Raw genomic sequence first — 17970 nt, 5'->3', positions numbered from 1 at the left:
TCAACCTTTTCAATATAAAGAAAGTGTCATGACTCTCGACCTGCAAACCACTATCGAACACGCCTGGGAAAACCGGGTCAATCTGTCGCCTAGCGATGCCAGCGCCGAAGTGCGTGACGCCGTTGAGCACACCATCGCTGCCCTGGACGAAGGCCGCCTGCGCGTGGCTGATAAGTCGAGCGGCGCATGGGTGGTGCACCAGTGGGTCAAAAAGGCGGTGCTGCTGTCGTTCCGCCTGCAAGACAACGTCGTTATGGGTCAGGCTCCCCTGACCTTCTTTGACAAGGTGCCGACCAAGTTTGCCGACTTCGGCGCGACCGCATTCCAGGCCGGCGGTTACCGCGTCGTGCCGCCGGCCGTCGCTCGCCGTGGTGCGTTTATCGCCAAGAATGTGGTGCTGATGCCCTCGTACGTCAACATCGGCGCCTACGTTGACGAAGGCACGATGGTCGACACATGGGCGACCGTCGGCTCATGCGCGCAGATCGGCAAGAACGTGCACTTGTCGGGTGGCGTCGGCATCGGCGGCGTGCTCGAACCCCTGCAAGCCAACCCCACCATCATCGAAGACAACTGCTTTATCGGTGCACGCTCCGAAGTGGTCGAAGGCGTCGTGGTCGAAGAAAACTCCGTGTTGGCGATGGGCGTTTTCTTGTCGCAAAGCACCAAGATCTATGACCGCACCACGGGCAAAATCGTCTACGGCCGTGTACCTTCGGGTTCTGTGGTCGTGCCGGGTTCTCTGCCCTCGGAAGACGGCTCGCACAGTTTGGCTTGCGCCGTCATCGTCAAGCGTGTCGACGCGCAAACGCGTGCCAAGACCAGCATCAACGATTTGCTGAGAGCTTAATGCGTAATTCCGCCGTACTGGATCTGGTCAAAGACCTGATCGCCCGCCCCTCGGTCACCCCCGATGACGAGGACTGCCAGCAATTGTTGGCCGAGCGTCTGAGCCGACTCGGTTTTCATTGCGAAACCATCGCGCAAGGCGGTGTGACGAATCTCTGGGCCCGCCGTGGCACCGAAGGTCCGCTGGCCGTCTTCGCCGGGCACACGGATGTCGTGCCACCCGGCCCGCGCGAAAAATGGCAAAGTGATCCGTTTGTGCCGACCGAGCGTGACGGGTTTCTGTACGGCCGCGGCGCGGCCGACATGAAGAGTTCAATCGCCGCTTTTCTGGTGGCGGTCGAGGAATTTGTGGCGGCCCACCCGCAACACCCCGGCTCGCTTGCCTTTCTCATCACCTCGGACGAAGAAGGCCCGGCCATCGACGGCACGGTGATCGTTTGCGACGCCCTGAAAGCCCGCGGCGAGCAACTCGATTACTGCATCGTTGGCGAACCCACCTCCACCGCTGATCTAGGCGATATCTGCAAAAACGGCCGCCGCGGCTCGCTATCGGGCCATTTGACGGTCAAGGGCATTCAAGGTCATGTGGCCTACCCTCACCTGGCCCGCAATCCCGTGCATCAACTGGCACCCGCCTTGGCCGAACTGGTGGACATCGAATGGGACCGTGGCAATGAGTATTTCCCGCCAACGACGTTCCAGGTGTCGAACCTGAATGCGGGCACCGGCGCCACCAATGTGGTCCCCGGCGAGGCTGTCGCACTGTTCAATTTTCGCTTCGCCACGGCCAGTACGCCTGATTCGCTGAAAGCCCGCGTGCACGAGGTGCTGAATCGCCATGGCCTGGAGTATGACTTGCAGTGGAACCTGGGCGGAGAGCCTTTCTTGACACCGCGAGGCTCATTGACCGACGCACTGTCCAGCGCCATTGAAGCCGAGACGGGCCTCAAGACCGAGCTATCCACCACGGGCGGCACATCGGATGGGCGCTTCATTGCCAAAATCTGCCCGCAGGTTATTGAGTTTGGCCCCTGCAATGCCACGATCCACAAGGTGAACGAATGCATTGCGCTCGACAGCCTGGATCCCCTGAAGAACATTTACCGGCGCACGTTAGAAAACCTGCTGCTGGCTCACTGAGGCGCTATGCCGTCATCTGACCGCCACGAATTGCAGACCCTGCGCGACCTGATCCGCTATGCGGTGTCGCGCTTTAACGCGGCCCACATCGCGCTGGGCCATGGCTCTGACAACGCCTGGGACGAAGCCGTCTATCTTGTGCTGCACGGGCTGCATTTGCCGCCTGACACGCTAGATCCTTTTTTGGATGCACGAGTCACATCCGACGAACGTGCGCAGGTACTGCAGTTGATTGACCGACGTGTTGCCGAACGCCTGCCAGCGGCCTATCTGACGCAGGAGGCTTGGCTGCGGGGCCATCGCTTTTATGTGGATCAGCGCGTCATCGTGCCGCGCTCGCCCATCTCGGAGCTGCTCGATCAGGGCCTGTCTCCCTGGGTACGCGACCCGTTGTCGGTGACACGCGCATTGGATATGTGTACAGGCTCGGGCTGCCTGGCTATCTTGACGGCCATGGCCTTTCCGTATGCACAGGTGGATGCGGTGGATCTCTCGACCGATGCATTGGAAGTCGCCCGCCGCAATGTTGATGACTATGGTCTGCAAGATCGCTTGACGCTGCATCACAGCAATCTGTTTGATGATCTATCAGAAACGGCGTACGACGTGATCGTCTGCAATCCTCCTTATGTGAATAGCCAGTCCATGGACGAATTGCCAGACGAGTACCGGCACGAGCCCTCGCTGGCGCTGGCCGGCGGCACCGACGGTATGGACCTGGTGCGTCGCATTTTGCAGACGGCGCCCCGCTATCTGGCTCCCGAAGGCGTACTGGTGTTAGAGATCGGCCACGAACGAGAGCATTTCGAGGCGGCCTTTCCCGATCTCGAACCTGTTTGGCTGGACACCGAAGAAGCCTCGGACGAAATTTTGCTACTGACCCGCGAGCAGTTGTGATACGTGCTTCTGGATTGACGCTGCGCCGTGGCACCAAGGTGCTGCTCGATGGCGCGGAATTTGTCGTAAACCCCGGTGAGCGGGTCGGTTTTGTCGGTAAGAATGGCGCGGGCAAGTCCTCGCTGTTTGCGTTGCTCACGGGTGCGCTGGATCAAGATGCGGGCACGCTAAGCGTGCCGGCAGGATGGCGCATCGCTAGCGTGCAGCAAGAGCTCGCCGCCGATGACCGCCCTGCCCGCGAATTCGTCATCGACGGGGACGTCCACCTGCGCGCGTTGCAAGCCGAGCGCGCGACCGTTCACGATGACCACGGCACACGTATCGCCGAGCTCGAGGCGGCCTTGGCCGAAGCCGGCGTCTGGAGCGCGAATTCGCGCGCCGAACAGTTGCTGGCCGGCCTGGGGTTTGCCCCGGATCAATGGATGAAACCCGTTGCCAGTTTCTCGGGCGGTTGGCGTATGCGTTTGGCGTTGGCCCGCGCGTTGATGGCGCCGTCAGAGCTTTTGCTGCTCGACGAGCCGACCAACCACCTGGATCTGGACGCGATGTTGTGGCTGGAAAAGTGGCTGACAGCGTATCCCGGCACCGTGCTGTTGATTTCTCATGACACCGAGTTTCTGGATGCGGTGGCCCGTATCATCTTGCATTTTGATCATGGCAAGCTGATACGTTATCGCGGCGGCTATCAAGATTTCTTGACGCAGCGTGCCGAGCGCCTGCGTCAAGTCAGTATGGCGCACGAACGCCAGAATCGCGAAACGGCAAGGCTACAAAGTTTTATTGATCGTTTCAAAGCCAAGGCAACGAAGGCTAAACAAGCCCAAAGCCGTGTCAAAGCCCTGGCGCGCATGCAGACCCTGGCACCGCTGCATGCCGAAGCAGGTATCGATATCCGCATTCCCTCGCCCGAGAGTACGCCAGACCCACTCTTGGTATTAGAAAAGGTAGCGGCGGGTTATACCGACAAGAATGGACAGCCAGTGTCCATCCTGAAAGACATCACACTGATGGTGCGTGCGGGCGCCCGTATCGGCGTGCTGGGCGTCAACGGTGCGGGCAAAAGCACCCTGATTAAAACGCTGGCCGAAGAGCTACCCGTACAAGCAGGAGAACGTCGCGCGTCGAAAGGGCTGGCCATCGGTTATTTCCATCAGCACCAGTTGGATATGCTGGACGTGAATGGCACGCCGCTCGAGCATCTGGCCAGGCTGGCCCCGGATGCACGTGAACAGGAACTGCGTAACTATCTGGGAGGGTTTGGTTTTTCTGGTGATACGGTCAACGGCAAAGTCGGCCCGATGTCGGGCGGCGAAAAAGCTCGCCTCGCGCTTTCCTTGATCGTCTGGCAAAAACCCAATCTGCTGCTGCTGGACGAACCCAGCAATCACTTGGATGTGGAAACGCGCGAAGCCCTCGCCACCGCCCTGGCCGAATTTTCGGGCAGCATGCTGCTGGTGTCGCACGATCGCCATTTGCTGCGCACGACCGTCGACAGCTTCTGGGTAGTGTCCGATGGGCAAATGCACGAGTTTGACGGTGACCTCGAAGACTATCGGGATTGGCTGAACGTGCGTAACGCGCAGGCCCGCGCCGACACGCGAGCCGAAACCCGTGCAGAGGCGGACCCGGGCAACGAAGAGCCTGTCGTCGACCGCAAAACACAACGTCGCCTGGAGGCCGAACAGCGCCAAAAACTGGCAACGCTACGCAAACCACTGCAAGCCAAGCTGACCAAAGTGGAAAGCGAGATGGACAAGCTGCGTGCCCGGCAACAAATCCTGGACGCGCTGATCGCCGACACAGATTTGTATTCGGATGCACGTCGCGCCGAGCGGCAACAAGTCATGGCCGAGCACGGTGAACTCGGCAAACGGGTGGACACACTCGAAGAGGAATGGCTCGAGATTCAAACCGCTTTGGAGGAAATCGAGCAAGAGGCCGACAGCTAGGTCACCCCCGGGTGGGCGCGGACCCGCGGCCCACAGGGATGCGCCGTTTGGCCATGTTCCCTGCCCGCTCGCGGCAACGGTACGAGACGGGGACAGGAGAACGGCAGACCGACTGCCTATGACGGCGCAATGCCGTGGCCTTAGCCCTGAATAATGTCCAGCTTGGCGATCCCTAGCGCGAGGGTTTTGGCGCCGACATCGCGGAACTGAATTTGCGCTTGCGCGTCTTGTCCGGATCCGCTCAGGCCGATGATGGTGCCATCGCCAAATCGCGCATGGCGCACCCCTTGGCCAATACGAAACTGCCGATCGCCCACCATCACGCCCGAGGTCACACCACGCGGGGCGCGCGGTGCAATAGTACCGGTGGGCCGACGCCCAAAAGCATCGCCGCGACCAAACCGTGCCGCCGATTCGCCAAAGCCCGCATGTGCATGCGCGATACCTGCTTTGGGAGACAACCATTTCAGGTGCTGTTCGGGGATTTCTTCCAGAAACCGCGAACGCATGGCGTAACGGGTCTGGCCGTGCAACATGCGACTCTGGGCCAGGGTCAGATAGAGACGCTCGCGCGCACGTGTGATAGCCACGTACATCAACCGGCGCTCTTCTTCGAGGCCCGAGGGCTCGAGAATACTGTTTTCGTGAGGGAATAAACCCTCTTCGAGGCCGGTGATGAAAACTGCGTCGAACTCCAGCCCCTTTGCTGCATGCACAGTCATGAGTTGCACTGCATCCTGACCGGCCTGAGCCTGATTGTCCCCGGCCTCGAGCGAGGCATGCGACAGGAATGCCGCCAGCGGCGTCATGCCCGAATCAGTCACGAGCGGCGCGTCCGCCATGCCGGGTGTCAATGCGCTGTCACCTGAGTCTTCGGGCACCACGTCGGATGTCAATGCGCTGTCGCCTGAGCCGTCGGGTACCACGCCGGCAGGCAAGCCCTCGAAGTTTTCCTCAGCGGCAAACACTGCCGCGGCGGTGATGAGCTCGTTCAAGTTTTCGAGGCGCTCAGCGCCCTCGCGTTCGCCCTTGTAGTGCGCCACGAGGCCGCTGGTTTCGAGCATGTGCTCAACCAACTCGGGAAGCGGCAGATCGCGCGTTTCGTGCGCCAGACGGCCGATCAACTGCGCAAACTGCGCCAGATTGGCACCCCCCTTGCCCCCCACGCGAGCCACGGCATCGTACAGACTGGTGTCCTGCGAGCGTGCGGCATCGGTGAGTTGTTCTAGCGTGCGTGCGCCAATGCCCCGCGTCGGGAAATTGACGACTCGCATCCAGGAGGTATCGTCGTGTGGATTGGACATCAGACGCAGGTAGGCAAGCGCGTGCTTGATTTCCTGGCGCTCGAAAAAGCGCAAGCCGCCGTAGACCTTGTAGGGAATACCGGAAGAAAACAGCGCGTGTTCGATGACACGGGATTGCGCGTTGCTGCGATAGAGCACGGCGATCTCGCGACGCAGGCTACCCTCGTTGATCAGCGAGCGAATCTCGTCGACCAGCCATTGGGCTTCCATGCCATCGGACGGCTGCTCGATGACACGGACAGGCTCGCCTTCGCCTTGTTCGGTCCAGAGATTTTTGCCTAGTCGACCGCTGTTGTGGCCAATAAGCGCATTGGCCGAATCCAGGATGTGCCCGTATGAACGGTAATTTTGCTCTAGTCGAATGACGGTGCCGTGCGCATAGTCGCGCTCGAAATCCGCCATGTTGCCCACGTTGGCGCCACGAAATGCATAGATGGACTGATCATCGTCGCCCACCGCAAATATCGCCGCCCCGCCGCTAGCCAGCAGCCTGAGCCACTTGTACTGCAGCGTGTTGGTATCTTGAAACTCGTCGACCAGGATATGACGAAAGCGCCGTTGGTAGTGTTCGCGCACAGGAGCATTACGCGTCAGCAACTCGTAGGCGCGCAGCAGCAGCTCGGCGAAATCGACGACGCCCTCACGTTGGCACTGCGCCTCGTAAAGCTGATAGATCTCGATCAGACGACGTCGGTGACTATCGTAGGCCTCGACATCGCCCGGACGTTCGCCACCCTCTTTCGCACCGTTGATAAAACGCTGTACGTCACGCGGAGGATATTTTTCGTCGTCGACCCCGTTCGCTTTCAGCAGGCGCTTGATCGCGGCGAGCTGATCCGTCGTATCGAGAATCTGAAAGGCCTGGGGCAAACCGGCGTCACGATGATGTGCGCGCAACATGCGATTGCACAAACCATGAAAGGTGCCGATCCAGAGGCCGCGCGTATCAATGGGCAAAATGGCCGACATACGCGAAAGCATTTCGCGTGCGGCCTTGTTGGTGAACGTAACGGCCAGCAGCCCAAATGGACTGGCCTGGCTGGTTTGAATCAGCCAGGCCATGCGTGTCGTCAAGACCCGGGTCTTGCCGCTGCCCGCCCCGGCGAGTACCAGGGCATGCTGCGGATCAAGGGTTACTGCTGCGCGTTGTTCGGAATTGAGCTGCTCTAACATCATGCCGCGTAGCGGCTGAGACGATGAGCAAACTGCTCGAGCCCGGCGATGCCGCTTTGCTGGGCGCGCTGGCACCAGGCCTGCAGATCATGGAGCAACTGTTCGCTGCTGGCGCTGGAACTTTCCCACAAGCGACCCAGCTCGCGGCGCATTTGCACCAGCGTCGACAAGGACTGATTGTTAGCGATGGCCTTATCCACCTCGGCACGCTGCTCGGGATGGAGCACGTCTTCGTTGCGGCTGAGCCAGCGGCGAACACGTTGCAGGCGGGTGCCGTCTTCGTGGGAAGGCTTGAGCTTGGTGAGCTCTTCGCTGACGGCAGTCTTGATGATCTCGCCATAGCGGGCCATTACCTCGTAGCGGTGCGTGATCACGCCCTGCAACGTGCGCAAATCGATGGCTTTGCCGCTGGATTCGAGCTTGAGCTTGGGCGCGACCTTGCGGACCTTGGCCAAGCCAAAGAAGCGCAGGATCTGGATATAACCCCAACCAATATCCAACTCGTACCACTTGGCCGAGAACTTGGCCGACGTGCCATGAGCATGATGGTTATTGTGCAGCTCTTCGCCACCGATCACGATGCCCCATGGGAATACGTTGGTACTGGTATCCGGGCTGTTGTAGTTGCGATAGCCCCAGTAGTGGCCAATACCGTTGACCACACCAGCCGCCCAGAACGGGATCCAGGCCATTTGCACTGCCCAGACGGTCAGGCCGATCGCGCCAAACAGGGCCAGATCGATCGCCAGCATCGCCAGCACGCCCCACAGGCTGTGCTTGGAATAGATGTTTTGCTCGAGCCAGTCGTCCGGCGTGCCGTGGCCGAATTTGGCCATGGTTTCTTTGTTGGCCGACTCAACGCGATATAGATCGGCACCGCGGAACATGACTTTCCAGATGCCAAACAGCATGGGCGAATGCGGATCGCCCTCTTTTTCGCATTTGGCATGGTGCTTGCGGTGAATGGCGACCCATTCCTTCGTGACCATACCCGTCGTCATCCAGAGCCAGAACCGGAAGAAATGCATGACTGCGGGGTGCAAGTCGAGACCGCGGTGCGTCTGGCTGCGGTGCAGGAAGATCGTGACACCCGCGATGGTGATGTGTGTCACCACCAGCGTGAATAGGACGATCTGCCACCAGCTGGCTTGGGTGAGCCCGCCGGAGAGGAAGGAAAAGATTTGATCCATAAAGCTTTTAGCGACCCTCGCATAAAGGAATAGAGGCAGTTTAGCTTACCTGACTTTCTTATGACAGCAAGAATACAAAATAGTTTTTGTGATAAATCAAGGACTAAGCGGTTCCGGGGCGGCAAATGACGGCTTTTTTCCCCTTCGGAGGACCGCTACCGGGGCGGGGCCCGCCACCCCGCCTTTCTGTCGAATGTACATTTCGAAACAGGTCACTCTGCGGGGTGTGGCTTTTCTGTCTCGTCCTCGGGTTCCCTGGGAGCAGGTGCCGTAGCGGCCGCCTTTTTACGCTGGAGTACTGCAGCAAAAAAGCCGTCGGTGCCGTGCACGTCCGGACGCAGTTGTACGTAGGGGCCCGTCAGGTTCAAATCCGGGCAACGACTGGCCAGCAATTCGGCGGCATCCTGCAATTCGAAATCGGGGTGCGAATCCAGGAACTGTTGTACCTGAACCTCATTTTCCTCGGCCAACAGGCTGCACGTGGCATAAACAAGACGGCCGCCCGGGGCCACACAACGTGCCGCACCATTCAATATGCGCGTCTGCAACGCACCCAATTCCGCCAGCGCCTCGGGATGCTGGCGCCATTTCAGGTCGGGGTTGCGGCGCAGCGTACCGATCCCGCTACACGGAGCGTCAACGAGCACGCGCTGGGCTTTGCCGGCCAGGCGCTTGACGCGAGTGTCGTTCTCGCTGTCGATCACGACCGGTACCACGTTGGACAATCCGCTGCGCGCGAAACGCGGTTTGGCTCGCGCTAACCGGGCGGCCGACACGTCAAACGCATACAAGCGCCCGGTAGAACGCATGAGCGCGCCCAGCAGGAGCGTCTTGCCGCCCGCGCCTGCGCAAAAATCGATGATCATCTCGCCGCGACGCGGGCCCACCAGCAACGCCAGCAGTTGGCTGCCCTCGTCCTGGACCTCGAGACTGCCGTTCTCGAATTGGGGCCAGCGGTTGACCGCGGGCCGGCCGGTCAAACGAATGCCCCAGGGGGAATATGGCATCGGCTGAGGTTCATAGCGCGCGGCCGGGCCGTCGCGCAGATCCGCCAGGGCGACATCACGCTCGACTTTGAGCGGATTCACCCGTAAATCGAGTGAAGCCGGTCGGTTGAGTGACGCCATCAGCGACTCGGCATCCTCCCATTTGCCCAGACGCTCATCCAGCCAATCCGGCATGCTCGCGCGCACGGCGCGCGGCAGAGTCGCGGGGTCGATGCGATCCACGCGCTGCAGCCACTCGTTTTCGGCAGCGTCCAGCCCCTCTTCGAGCGTTTGCACGCCCAATGTCGCGGCCAGCCCCAGAATCGCCAGACGGCGCGAAGCCGGGCCGCTGCCGCTTTCGGCAAGCTGGCGATAACGCCGCAAGTGACGCAGCACGTCGTAGACGGCTTCGGCGACTTCGCCACGGTCTCGCCCACCCAGCGTGGGATGGGCGCGAAACCAATGGGACAAGGTAGCATCCGCGGGATAGGTCCACTGTAGGACTTCGCCGAGCACACGCTGGACCTGGTCAATACGGATGGCCGCGCGAGGGACGCGCGGCTGGTCCGCCTCCGGTTGCCGGGACTGGGGACCCGATGCGCGCCGTGCGCCACCACGCGCCGCTGATTCGGAGCGGTTTGCGGAATAAGCGCCTGCGGAACGCGGGCGGGAGGCGGGATTCTTGCTCATGATATTTCCATGCAGGGCCAGGGCAGCGCCGTGGCCAATATGAACTCAGGGCTGACGCGATATCGCGTCAGCGAAAAACTACCAGGGAGCCAACGATGCACTCTACGCGCCGTCGCTCCAAATAAATAGGCGTTGTGGTTCGCCATCGACCTCGACACGCTGATCAGGGGTCAAGTGAACCCGCCCCTCGACCAACCAGCGTGCGGCGGAGGGATAAGCCTGATGCTCGAGCGCCAACACACGATTCGCGAGCATATCAGGCGTATCCGTGGCCAGCACCGGAACACAGCCCTGGGCAATGATGGGGCCGTGGTCCAGGACCGGCGTCACAAAATGTACCGTGCAGCCATGCAGCCTCACCCCTGTCGCCAGGGCCTGGGCGTGCGTATGCAACCCCGGAAACATCGGCAACAATGAGGGATGGATGTTGACCAGGCGTCCCGCATAATGATTAACGAAACCCGGTGTCAACACCCGCATGAACCCGGCCAGCAGCACGTAATCGGGCTGATACTGGTCAATTTCACGCATCAAGGCCGCGTCAAACGCCTCGCGGCTGGGAAAATCCTTGTGATACAGGGCGCCGGTCGGAATATTCTGCTCGCGGGCCCACTGCAAGCCCCCCGCATCGGGCCGGCTGGCGATGACGGCACCGACCGTGGCCGGCCATGCCTGATCCTGACAGGCACGCACCAGCGCTTGCATATTAGTTCCCCGGCCCGAAATCAGAATGACCAGGCGACGTTTTGAGGATGAAGATTCGAGCAAGATGAGATATTCCAAAGCAAGCCAACCTAAAATTGTAAACTCTCGGTCGTGAAAACCTTGCTGCACCTCTATCGATCGGCGCCGCCACTCGCGCGGCGATCCCCCTGCGCGCTGACCATCGGCAATTTTGATGGTGTTCATCGCGGCCATCAGGCCATCTTGGCGCGCGTGCGGCAGGCGGCACACGAACGGGGGCTGCAGCCTTCGGTGCTGACCTTCGAACCCCACCCTCGCGAGTACTTCGCGACGCTGAACCAGCGGCCAGAGCTTGCCCCGACCCGCATTTCGGGTCTGCGAGACAAACTCGAAGCGCTGGCCGGCCAGGGCATGACCCAAATTGTCATCGAGCGCTTTGATGCGCGCCTGGCCGATATGTCGGCCAATGCCTTTATCGAAGATCTGTTGGTCGACCGCCTGCAAACACGCTGGCTGCTCGTGGGCGAAGACTTCCGTTTCGGCCGCAAACGCAGCGGTGACCTCGATCTGCTGCGCGAGGCCGGCATGGTACATGGATTCGAGGTGCAAACGCTGGCCGACATTACTGACCGCCACGGACATCGGGTCTCCAGTTCAGAAGTCCGGACTGCCCTGGCTGTCGGCGACCTGGATCGCGCCCAATATCTCTTGGGACGCCCCTTTCAGATCAGCGGACACGTGGTTCACGGCCAGAAACTCGGCCGTACCTTGGGATTTCCGACACTGAACCTGCGTGTCGCGCCACGCTGCGCCGCACGCTCGGGTATTTATGTGGTGCGTGTGCATGGTCTCGGAGAGCATCCCCGACCGGCTGTCGCCAGCCTGGGCGTACGTCCCACCGTCGAAGATCACGGACGTGTGCTCTTAGAGTCACACCTGCTCGATGGGCCGGCTGACGCATACGGTAAACTCATACGAGTTGAGTTCCTGCATAAATTGCGGGACGAAGAAAAATTTCCCAATCTCCCTGCCCTGACAGCCGCCATCGCCGACGACGCGCAAAACGCGCGTGCCTATTTTGCCGTTCATGGACTATAAAAAAACCCTCAATCTGCCCGACACCTCCTTTCCGATGCGAGGTGATCTTGCCAAACGCGAACCTGCCTGGGTTACCCAGTGGGAAGAAAACCACGTGTATCAAGCCATACGCGCAGCCAGTCGTGGCCGGCCGCGCTTTGTGCTGCACGATGGCCCTCCCTACGCCAACGGCGATATCCATATCGGTCATGCCGTCAACAAGATCCTGAAGGACATCATCGTCAAGAGCCGCAATATGGCGGGCTACGACGCGCACTATGTGCCGGGCTGGGACTGTCATGGCATGCCGATCGAAATCCAGATCGAAAAGAAATTCGGCAAGCACTTGCCCGTGACCGAAGTCCAGTCCAAGGCACGTGCTTACGCCCTGGAACAGATCGACCGCCAGCGCCAGGATTTCAAGCGTCTGGGTGTGCTGGGCGAATGGGACCGTCCCTACCTGACGATGAACTTTGCCAACGAAGCCACCGAGATCCGGGCGTTGGGCGGCATTTTGCAAAAGGGCTACGTATTCCGTGGCCTCAAGCCGGTGAACTGGTGCTTTGACTGTGGTTCGGCCCTGGCCGAAGCCGAAGTCGAATACGCCGATCGCGTCGATCCCGCTGTTGATGTGGCCTTTCCGTTTGCCGACAAGCCCGGCCTGGCAAAAGCCTTTGGCCTGGAGGCCATCGACGATGGCGCCGTCGTGATCTGGACCACGACGCCCTGGACCATCCCCGCCAACCAGGCCGTCAACATGCACCCCGAACTGGAATACGCCCTGGTGCGTGTTTCACCCGCGCCGGCGCATGGCCCGTTGCTGCTGCTGGCCACCGAGCGTGTCGAGACCTGCCTCAAGGCCTGGAACCTCGAAGGCGAAATCATCGCCACCGCGTCGGGTACCGCGCTCGAGGGCATGCGTTTCCACCATCCGTTGGCATCGGCCGATGCCGGCTATGCCCGCACTGCGCCGGTCTACCTGGGCGACTATGTCACCACCGATACCGGTACGGGTGTCGTGCACTCCGCCCCCGCCTACGGTATCGAAGACTTTGTGTCGTGCAAGGCACACAACCTGGCCGACGACCAGATTCTGAATCCCGTGATGGGTGATGGCAAATACGCTGAGAGCCTGCCGCTGTTTGGCGGTCTGTCCATCTGGGATGCCAATTCGCGCATCATCGATGCCCTCAAGGCCGCGGGCTCGCTCATGCATGTACAAAAGCTGTCGCACAGCTACATGCACTGCTGGCGCCACAAGACACCCGTCATCTATCGCGCGACCAGCCAATGGTTTGCCGGCATGGACGTCAAGCCTGCCGAGGGCGGCCCCACCCTGCGCGAAAGCGCCCTGGCCGGTATCGACGCAACAGCGTTCTATCCGTCCTGGGGTCGCGCCCGACTGCACGCCATGATCGCCAACCGACCGGACTGGACATTGTCGCGTCAGCGTCAGTGGGGCGTTCCCATGGCATTTTTTGTGCACAAAGAAACCGGCGCCCTGCATCCGCGTACGGTCGATCTGCTGGAGCAAGTCGCGCAGCGCGTCGAGCAACATGGCATCGAAGCCTGGCAATCGCTGGATCCGCGCGAGCTGCTGGCCGACGAGGCGGATCAATACGAGAAAAACCGCGACACGCTTGATGTCTGGTTCGACTCTGGCACCACCCATGCCACGGTACTGGGTGGTAAGGACCAGGTCCTGGGCGGCTCGCACGGCGCCGAACTGGCGTGGCCGGCCGACCTCTACCTGGAAGGCTCCGACCAGCACCGCGGCTGGTTCCACTCGTCGCTGCTGACCGGCTGCATGCTCTTTGGCCAACCGCCATACAAGGCCCTGCTGACGCACGGTTTCGTGGTCGATGGTCAGGGCCGCAAGATGAGCAAATCCGTAGGCAATGTGATCGCGCCGCAAAAGGTGTCCGACTCGCTCGGCGCCGAGATCTTGCGCCTGTGGGTCGCCTCGACCGACTACTCTGGCGAGCTGTCGATTTCCGACGAAATCCTCAAGCGCGTCGTCGAAGGCTACCGCCGTATTCGCAATACGCTGCGCTTCTTGTTGGCCAATCTAGCCGACTTCGATGCTGTCGGCCAGGCCGTCCCGTACGACCAGTTGCTCGAGATCGATCGTTACGCACTGGCCATGACGGCTCAAATGCAAACCGAAGTCATGGCGCTATACGAGCGCTACGATTTTCACCCGGCAGTCTCGCGCCTGCAGACGTTCTGCTCAGAGGACCTGGGCGCGTTCTATCTGGATATCCTCAAAGATCGCCTTTACACGACGGCCGCCGACGGCGTGGCCCGGCGTTCGGCCCAGACGGCCCTGCTGGAGATCACGCAGACGCTGCTCAAGCTGATGGCGCCGATTCTGTCGTTCACGGCCGAAGAAGCCTGGAAGATCCTGGCCGACTCCGCCTTAAAACATCAGGCAGATGTTGCGCGGACGACCATTTTCACCGAGGTGTTCCACACCCTGCCTCCCTACGCCGAAACACTGCCAGCCAAGTGGGCGCGCCTGCGCGCGATCCGTGCAGACGTTCAGCGCAAGCTCGAAGAAGTCCGCACCACGGGCAGCATCGGCTCGTCGCTGCAGGCCGAAGTCGATCTGCACGCCAACGGTGACGATCTCGCCCTGCTGCAAAGCCTGGGTGACGATCTGCGCTTTGTGCTGATCGTCTCACGCGCCACCGTCCACTCAGGCCAAGGCGAATTGCGCATCGACATCACCCCGTCGGCGCACAAGAAATGCGACCGTTGCTGGCACTGGCGCCTGGATGTCGGCAGCGATGCCGATCATCCCGAGATTTGCGGCCGCTGCGTCTCCAATCTGTTCGGTTCAGGCGAATCGCGCGACAAGGCCTGAAAATCATGTCGCGTGACGTACCTAGACATCCGACTGCGAGTCCGACCAATGATGCCGGCCATCAGCCGGGTCAACCATCGGAACACCACCCCAAGCCCGCGCCCCGACTGGGGCATTGGCTGACCCTCGCCCTGCTCCTGATCGTACTGGACCAAGTCACCAAACTGTACTTTGACTCGGCATACACGTACGGGCAGCGTGTCAACGTGTTGCCGATCTTTGACTTCACCCTGATGTACAACCGTGGCGCGGCATTCAGTTTTCTGGCGTCCGAAGGCGGGTGGCAGCGCTGGTTCTTCACCGTGCTGGGCATTGTCGCTGCCATCGTCATTGTATGGATGCTACGTCGCCATACGGCACAACCGCGCTTTAGTCTGGCTCTCACGTTGATACTAAGTGGCGCACTGGGTAATGTGATCGATCGCGTGGCCTATGGCCACGTTATCGATTTCCTGCTGTTCTACTGGAAAGACTGGTATTACCCGGCCTTTAACGTCGCCGACATCTGCATTACCTGCGGCGCCGTGCTGCTCGTGCTCGATGAGGTGCTGCGCGCGCGCAAATCACGTCGCTAGACATCCGGCGATCGTCAGCAACTGTTCCTTGGTGTGTCTGGCCCTCCGGCAGTCCTTCGGGCGAGCCCGAGCCTTTTTGCAGCATAATGGCGAAATTCGCAATCTAGATTCACACCCATGCTCGATCTCGCCCGTAAACGCATTGTCCTCGGCCTGACTGGCGGTATCGCCTGCTACAAAATCGCCGAATTGGTACGACGCCTGACCGAACAGGGCGCCGTGGTGGATGTCGTCATGACCGAAGCCGCGACGCACTTTATTACGCCGGTCACCATGCAGGCGCTGTCGGGTCGTCCCGTGTTTGTTGACGCCTGGGATGCGCGTATCGGCAACAACATGGCCCACATCGAACTGACGCGCGGCGCGGATGCGGTGCTGATCGCCCCTGCCAGCGCCGATTTCATGGCCAAGCTGGTCCACGGATCTGCTGACGACCTGCTATCCACGCTGTGCCTGGCGCGCGCCTGTCCGCTATTGGTGGCGCCCGCGATGAACCGTGAGATGTGGGCGAACCCGGCCACCCAGCGCAATGTCGCCCAATTGCGTGCCGATGGCATCACTGTGCTGGGTCCGGCATCAGGCGAGCAGGCCTGCGGCGAAACCGGTGACGGCCGCATGCTCGAGGCCCATGAATTACTGACCGATCTGATCGCTTTTTTTCAGCCCAAGGTCCTGGCGGGCCGCCATGTGCTGTTGACGGCGGGCCCGACCTCGGAACCCGTGGATCCGGTACGGGTGTTGACCAATCGGTCGTCCGGCAAGACGGGCTATTCGCTGGCACGCGCGGCGCGCGAGGCGGGCGCACGCGTGACGCTGATCACGGGAGCTACCGCCCTGCCCTTGCCTCGTGGCGTTACCGCACTGTCCGTGACAACGGCGCGCCAAATGCATGATGCGGTAATGGCCAATGTGCATGACGCGGATATTTTCATCGCCGTGGCGGCCGTGGCCGATTGGCGGGTAAAAAATGTCAGCAGTCAAAAGCTAAAAAAGACCAGCGAAGGCGCCGGCGCCCCGCTTATGGAATTCGAACCCAACCCCGATATTCTGGCCGAAGTCGCCAAATTGCCACAGGGTCCCTGGTGCGTCGGCTTTGCCGCGGAAACCGAAAAGCTGGCGGAACACGCCGAAGCCAAACGCGTTCGTAAAGGCATTCCCCTGCTGGTGGGAAATCTGGCCCACAAGGTCATGGATGCCGACACGACGGAGCTGGTGCTTTTTGATGCCAAGGGATCACACCCTTTGGCAGCAGGATCAAAGCTGGATGCGGCACGCCGACTGATCTCGGAAATCGCCGTGCGCCTGCCGGCCGCCTAACCTCCTGCGACCTCCTACCGTACGCAGCCGCCCGGCGCACTGGCCGCCGGGTACCGCTATGTGGTCAGCGCCTCGCGTCATATCCCACGTTACTCTCCTGCCAGCACGGGCTGTGTCGCGTACGCGGCCCAATCGGCCAACGGTAACGGTACTCCGCTATCAAAAATCCGCGCCAGCATCATCTGCATTTGCCCCCAGCTCCCTCGTTCACTGGGCCAGCGATACGGTGTCACGGCGTGCCAGATTGCATCGTTGCCACGCTCGGCCATGACGAAACGAAAGGTGTAGTACCCCGCGACACCCATACGCAAATCCGTCACCACCAATTTATTATCGAGCGCGTCATAACGCAGCCAATCATTGGTGAACCAGCGTAGACGATCGTGCAACGGCACACCATTTAATGCCTCTGCTACCGGCAAATTCAGGGGTAGGCGCAGCATTTCTGGGGGACCATTGTCGAGCCATCCGCTGACAGCCTCGTAGTAGTTTCCCGCGTCATCTTTGGCCAACACCCGCCACAGCAAGGTATTGAACGGCATGGGCGTCGCCAACAACGCCGTCGGCTGTACGCCCTGCTGACGTAGCTCCTGCTCTACCCGGTCTTCAGCATGCCAACGGCCCACCAGCGATACTCCAAGATACGCCGTACTGAATACGAGCGCGGCCGTCAGCGCCACCCTGGCGCGCGGCGTGCATCCCACCACCATAGTGGCCAGCACCGCCAGCGCCAGGGGCACGGTGTAGAACGGGTCGATAATGAATACCGCCGACCAACTCTCGGGGATACGCGCCAACGGCCAAAATAGCTGGGTGCCATACACCGTGAACGCATCCAGCACGGGATGCGTCACCAGTACTAGCCAGAGCGTGAGAAACAATCGCCTGCCACTGTAGGGGGCTTCTGGCCACTTTTTGCGTATCAACCACGTCAATATGATGGCCAGCGCCGACAAGACGAACACTGAATGGGAAAATCCCCGATGAAACGTCATCTGGGAGACCGGATCGGCATAGCGCACCAGGACGTCCATATCCGGCAAGGTGGCCAGCAGGCCGCCGTACAGCAAGGCCTTGCGACCCTGGCTACGCCCCAGCAGTGCCCCTTGAATACCCGCGCCCAGCACGGCTTGTGTAATTGAATCCATCTTGTCAGAACGGTTACGCTAAGAATCATCGTGGCGCCCCGGCGCCGCCTCGCCTGGAGCATGCCACAAGCGACAGGCGTTAAGATACCGCACGGATCCTTCCGTCGGTTTTTTTACAGGATGTG

The 17970-nt window shown here is 60.8% G+C and carries 13 protein-coding genes; 8 read left to right on the top strand and 5 right to left on the bottom strand.

Going from position 1 to position 17970, the window contains the following annotated elements; genetic code table 11:
* Positions 1 to 28 precede the first annotated feature (28 nt).
* From dapD to ACYVDM_RS15775, 4 genes are read left to right on the top strand one after another with little or no spacing between them, the layout of a single operon-like run.
* Positions 29 to 850: a 2,3,4,5-tetrahydropyridine-2,6-dicarboxylate N-succinyltransferase gene (dapD, locus tag ACYVDM_RS15790; protein WP_415792386.1), complete on the top strand. Its 822-nt coding sequence runs from the start codon at positions 29 to 31 to the stop codon at positions 848 to 850.
* A complete protein-coding gene (gene dapE / locus ACYVDM_RS15785; protein WP_415792387.1) occupies positions 850 to 1989 on the top strand; it encodes a succinyl-diaminopimelate desuccinylase in 1140 nt (379 codons plus the stop codon). The genes dapD and dapE overlap by 1 nt, the downstream gene beginning before the upstream one ends.
* A 6-nt stretch (positions 1990 to 1995) precedes the next feature.
* Complete coding sequence (gene prmB, locus ACYVDM_RS15780) at positions 1996 to 2886, top strand: 50S ribosomal protein L3 N(5)-glutamine methyltransferase (protein WP_415792388.1); 891 nt, start codon at positions 1996 to 1998, stop codon at positions 2884 to 2886.
* A complete protein-coding gene (locus tag ACYVDM_RS15775; protein ID WP_415792390.1) occupies positions 2883 to 4835 on the top strand; it encodes an ABC-F family ATP-binding cassette domain-containing protein in 1953 nt (650 codons plus the stop codon). The genes prmB and ACYVDM_RS15775 overlap by 4 nt, the downstream gene beginning before the upstream one ends.
* Before the next feature lie 140 nt (positions 4836 to 4975).
* Here the strand turns inward: ACYVDM_RS15775 and ACYVDM_RS15770 are convergent, their stop codons facing one another.
* The 4 genes from ACYVDM_RS15770 to purN all read right to left on the bottom strand — a co-directional run bounded on the left by ACYVDM_RS15770 (position 4976) and on the right by purN (position 10946).
* A complete protein-coding gene (locus tag ACYVDM_RS15770; protein WP_460475421.1) occupies positions 4976 to 7315 on the bottom strand; it encodes a UvrD-helicase domain-containing protein in 2340 nt (779 codons plus the stop codon).
* Positions 7312 to 8502 (bottom strand): DesA family fatty acid desaturase, encoded by a 1191-nt coding sequence (locus tag ACYVDM_RS15765; protein ID WP_415792392.1) that lies wholly within the window; start codon positions 8500 to 8502, stop codon positions 7312 to 7314. The genes ACYVDM_RS15770 and ACYVDM_RS15765 overlap by 4 nt, the downstream gene beginning before the upstream one ends.
* Positions 8503 to 8714: 212 nt before the next feature.
* On the bottom strand, positions 8715 to 10004 hold the full coding sequence (locus ACYVDM_RS15760) for an RsmB/NOP family class I SAM-dependent RNA methyltransferase (protein ID WP_415792506.1): 1290 nt from the start codon (positions 10002 to 10004) through the stop codon (positions 8715 to 8717).
* A gap of 276 nt (positions 10005 to 10280) precedes the next feature.
* The gene (purN, locus tag ACYVDM_RS15755; protein ID WP_415792393.1) at positions 10281 to 10946 is read right to left on the bottom strand and encodes a phosphoribosylglycinamide formyltransferase; all 666 of its coding nucleotides are present in this window, start codon (positions 10944 to 10946) and stop codon (positions 10281 to 10283) included.
* Positions 10947 to 10994: 48 nt separating this feature from the next.
* Here purN and ACYVDM_RS15750 point away from each other — a divergent pair, with 48 nt between their 5' ends.
* The 4 genes from ACYVDM_RS15750 (at position 10995) to coaBC (ending at position 16697) form a co-directional block, all read left to right on the top strand.
* Positions 10995 to 11960, top strand: coding sequence for a bifunctional riboflavin kinase/FAD synthetase (locus tag ACYVDM_RS15750; RefSeq protein ID WP_415792394.1), 966 nt, complete (start codon positions 10995 to 10997; stop codon positions 11958 to 11960).
* Complete coding sequence (gene ileS / locus ACYVDM_RS15745; protein WP_415792508.1) at positions 11950 to 14805, top strand: isoleucine--tRNA ligase; 2856 nt, start codon at positions 11950 to 11952, stop codon at positions 14803 to 14805. The genes ACYVDM_RS15750 and ileS overlap by 11 nt, the downstream gene beginning before the upstream one ends.
* A gap of 5 nt (positions 14806 to 14810) precedes the next feature.
* Positions 14811 to 15380, top strand: a complete 570-nt coding sequence (gene lspA, locus ACYVDM_RS15740; RefSeq protein ID WP_415792395.1) for a signal peptidase II — start codon at positions 14811 to 14813, stop codon at positions 15378 to 15380.
* Between the two features lie 117 nt (positions 15381 to 15497).
* Positions 15498 to 16697, top strand: coding sequence for a bifunctional phosphopantothenoylcysteine decarboxylase/phosphopantothenate--cysteine ligase CoaBC (gene coaBC, locus ACYVDM_RS15735; RefSeq protein WP_415792396.1), 1200 nt, complete (start codon positions 15498 to 15500; stop codon positions 16695 to 16697).
* 89 nt (positions 16698 to 16786) lie between these two features.
* Here coaBC and ACYVDM_RS15730 read toward each other — a convergent pair whose 3' ends face one another.
* On the bottom strand, positions 16787 to 17845 hold the full coding sequence (locus tag ACYVDM_RS15730; RefSeq protein ID WP_415792397.1) for a metal-dependent hydrolase: 1059 nt from the start codon (positions 17843 to 17845) through the stop codon (positions 16787 to 16789).
* Positions 17846 to 17970 lie beyond the last annotated feature (125 nt).

The organism is Bordetella tumulicola, assembly GCF_054779135.1.
The sequence above is the reverse complement of the archived record's forward strand: the minus strand, read 5'-3'. Positions and strand labels throughout refer to the sequence as shown.

What these genes read in the sequence shown, in the direction of transcription:
- dapD (WP_415792386.1), top strand. Translation starts at nt 29, where the DNA reads ATGACTCTCGACCTGCAAACCACTATCGAACACGCCTGGGAAAACCGG.
- dapE (WP_415792387.1), top strand. Translation starts at nt 850, where the DNA reads ATGCGTAATTCCGCCGTACTGGATCTGGTCAAAGACCTGATCGCCCGC.
- prmB (WP_415792388.1), top strand. Translation starts at nt 1,996, where the DNA reads ATGCCGTCATCTGACCGCCACGAATTGCAGACCCTGCGCGACCTGATC.
- ACYVDM_RS15770 (WP_460475421.1), bottom strand. Translation starts at nt 7,315, where the DNA reads ATGATGTTAGAGCAGCTCAATTCCGAACAACGCGCAGCAGTAACCCTT.
- ACYVDM_RS15765 (WP_415792392.1), bottom strand. Translation starts at nt 8,502, where the DNA reads ATGGATCAAATCTTTTCCTTCCTCTCCGGCGGGCTCACCCAAGCCAGC.
- ileS (WP_415792508.1), top strand. Translation starts at nt 11,950, where the DNA reads ATGGACTATAAAAAAACCCTCAATCTGCCCGACACCTCCTTTCCGATG.
- lspA (WP_415792395.1), top strand. Translation starts at nt 14,811, where the DNA reads ATGTCGCGTGACGTACCTAGACATCCGACTGCGAGTCCGACCAATGAT.
- coaBC (WP_415792396.1), top strand. Translation starts at nt 15,498, where the DNA reads ATGCTCGATCTCGCCCGTAAACGCATTGTCCTCGGCCTGACTGGCGGT.
- ACYVDM_RS15730 (WP_415792397.1), bottom strand. Translation starts at nt 17,845, where the DNA reads ATGGATTCAATTACACAAGCCGTGCTGGGCGCGGGTATTCAAGGGGCA.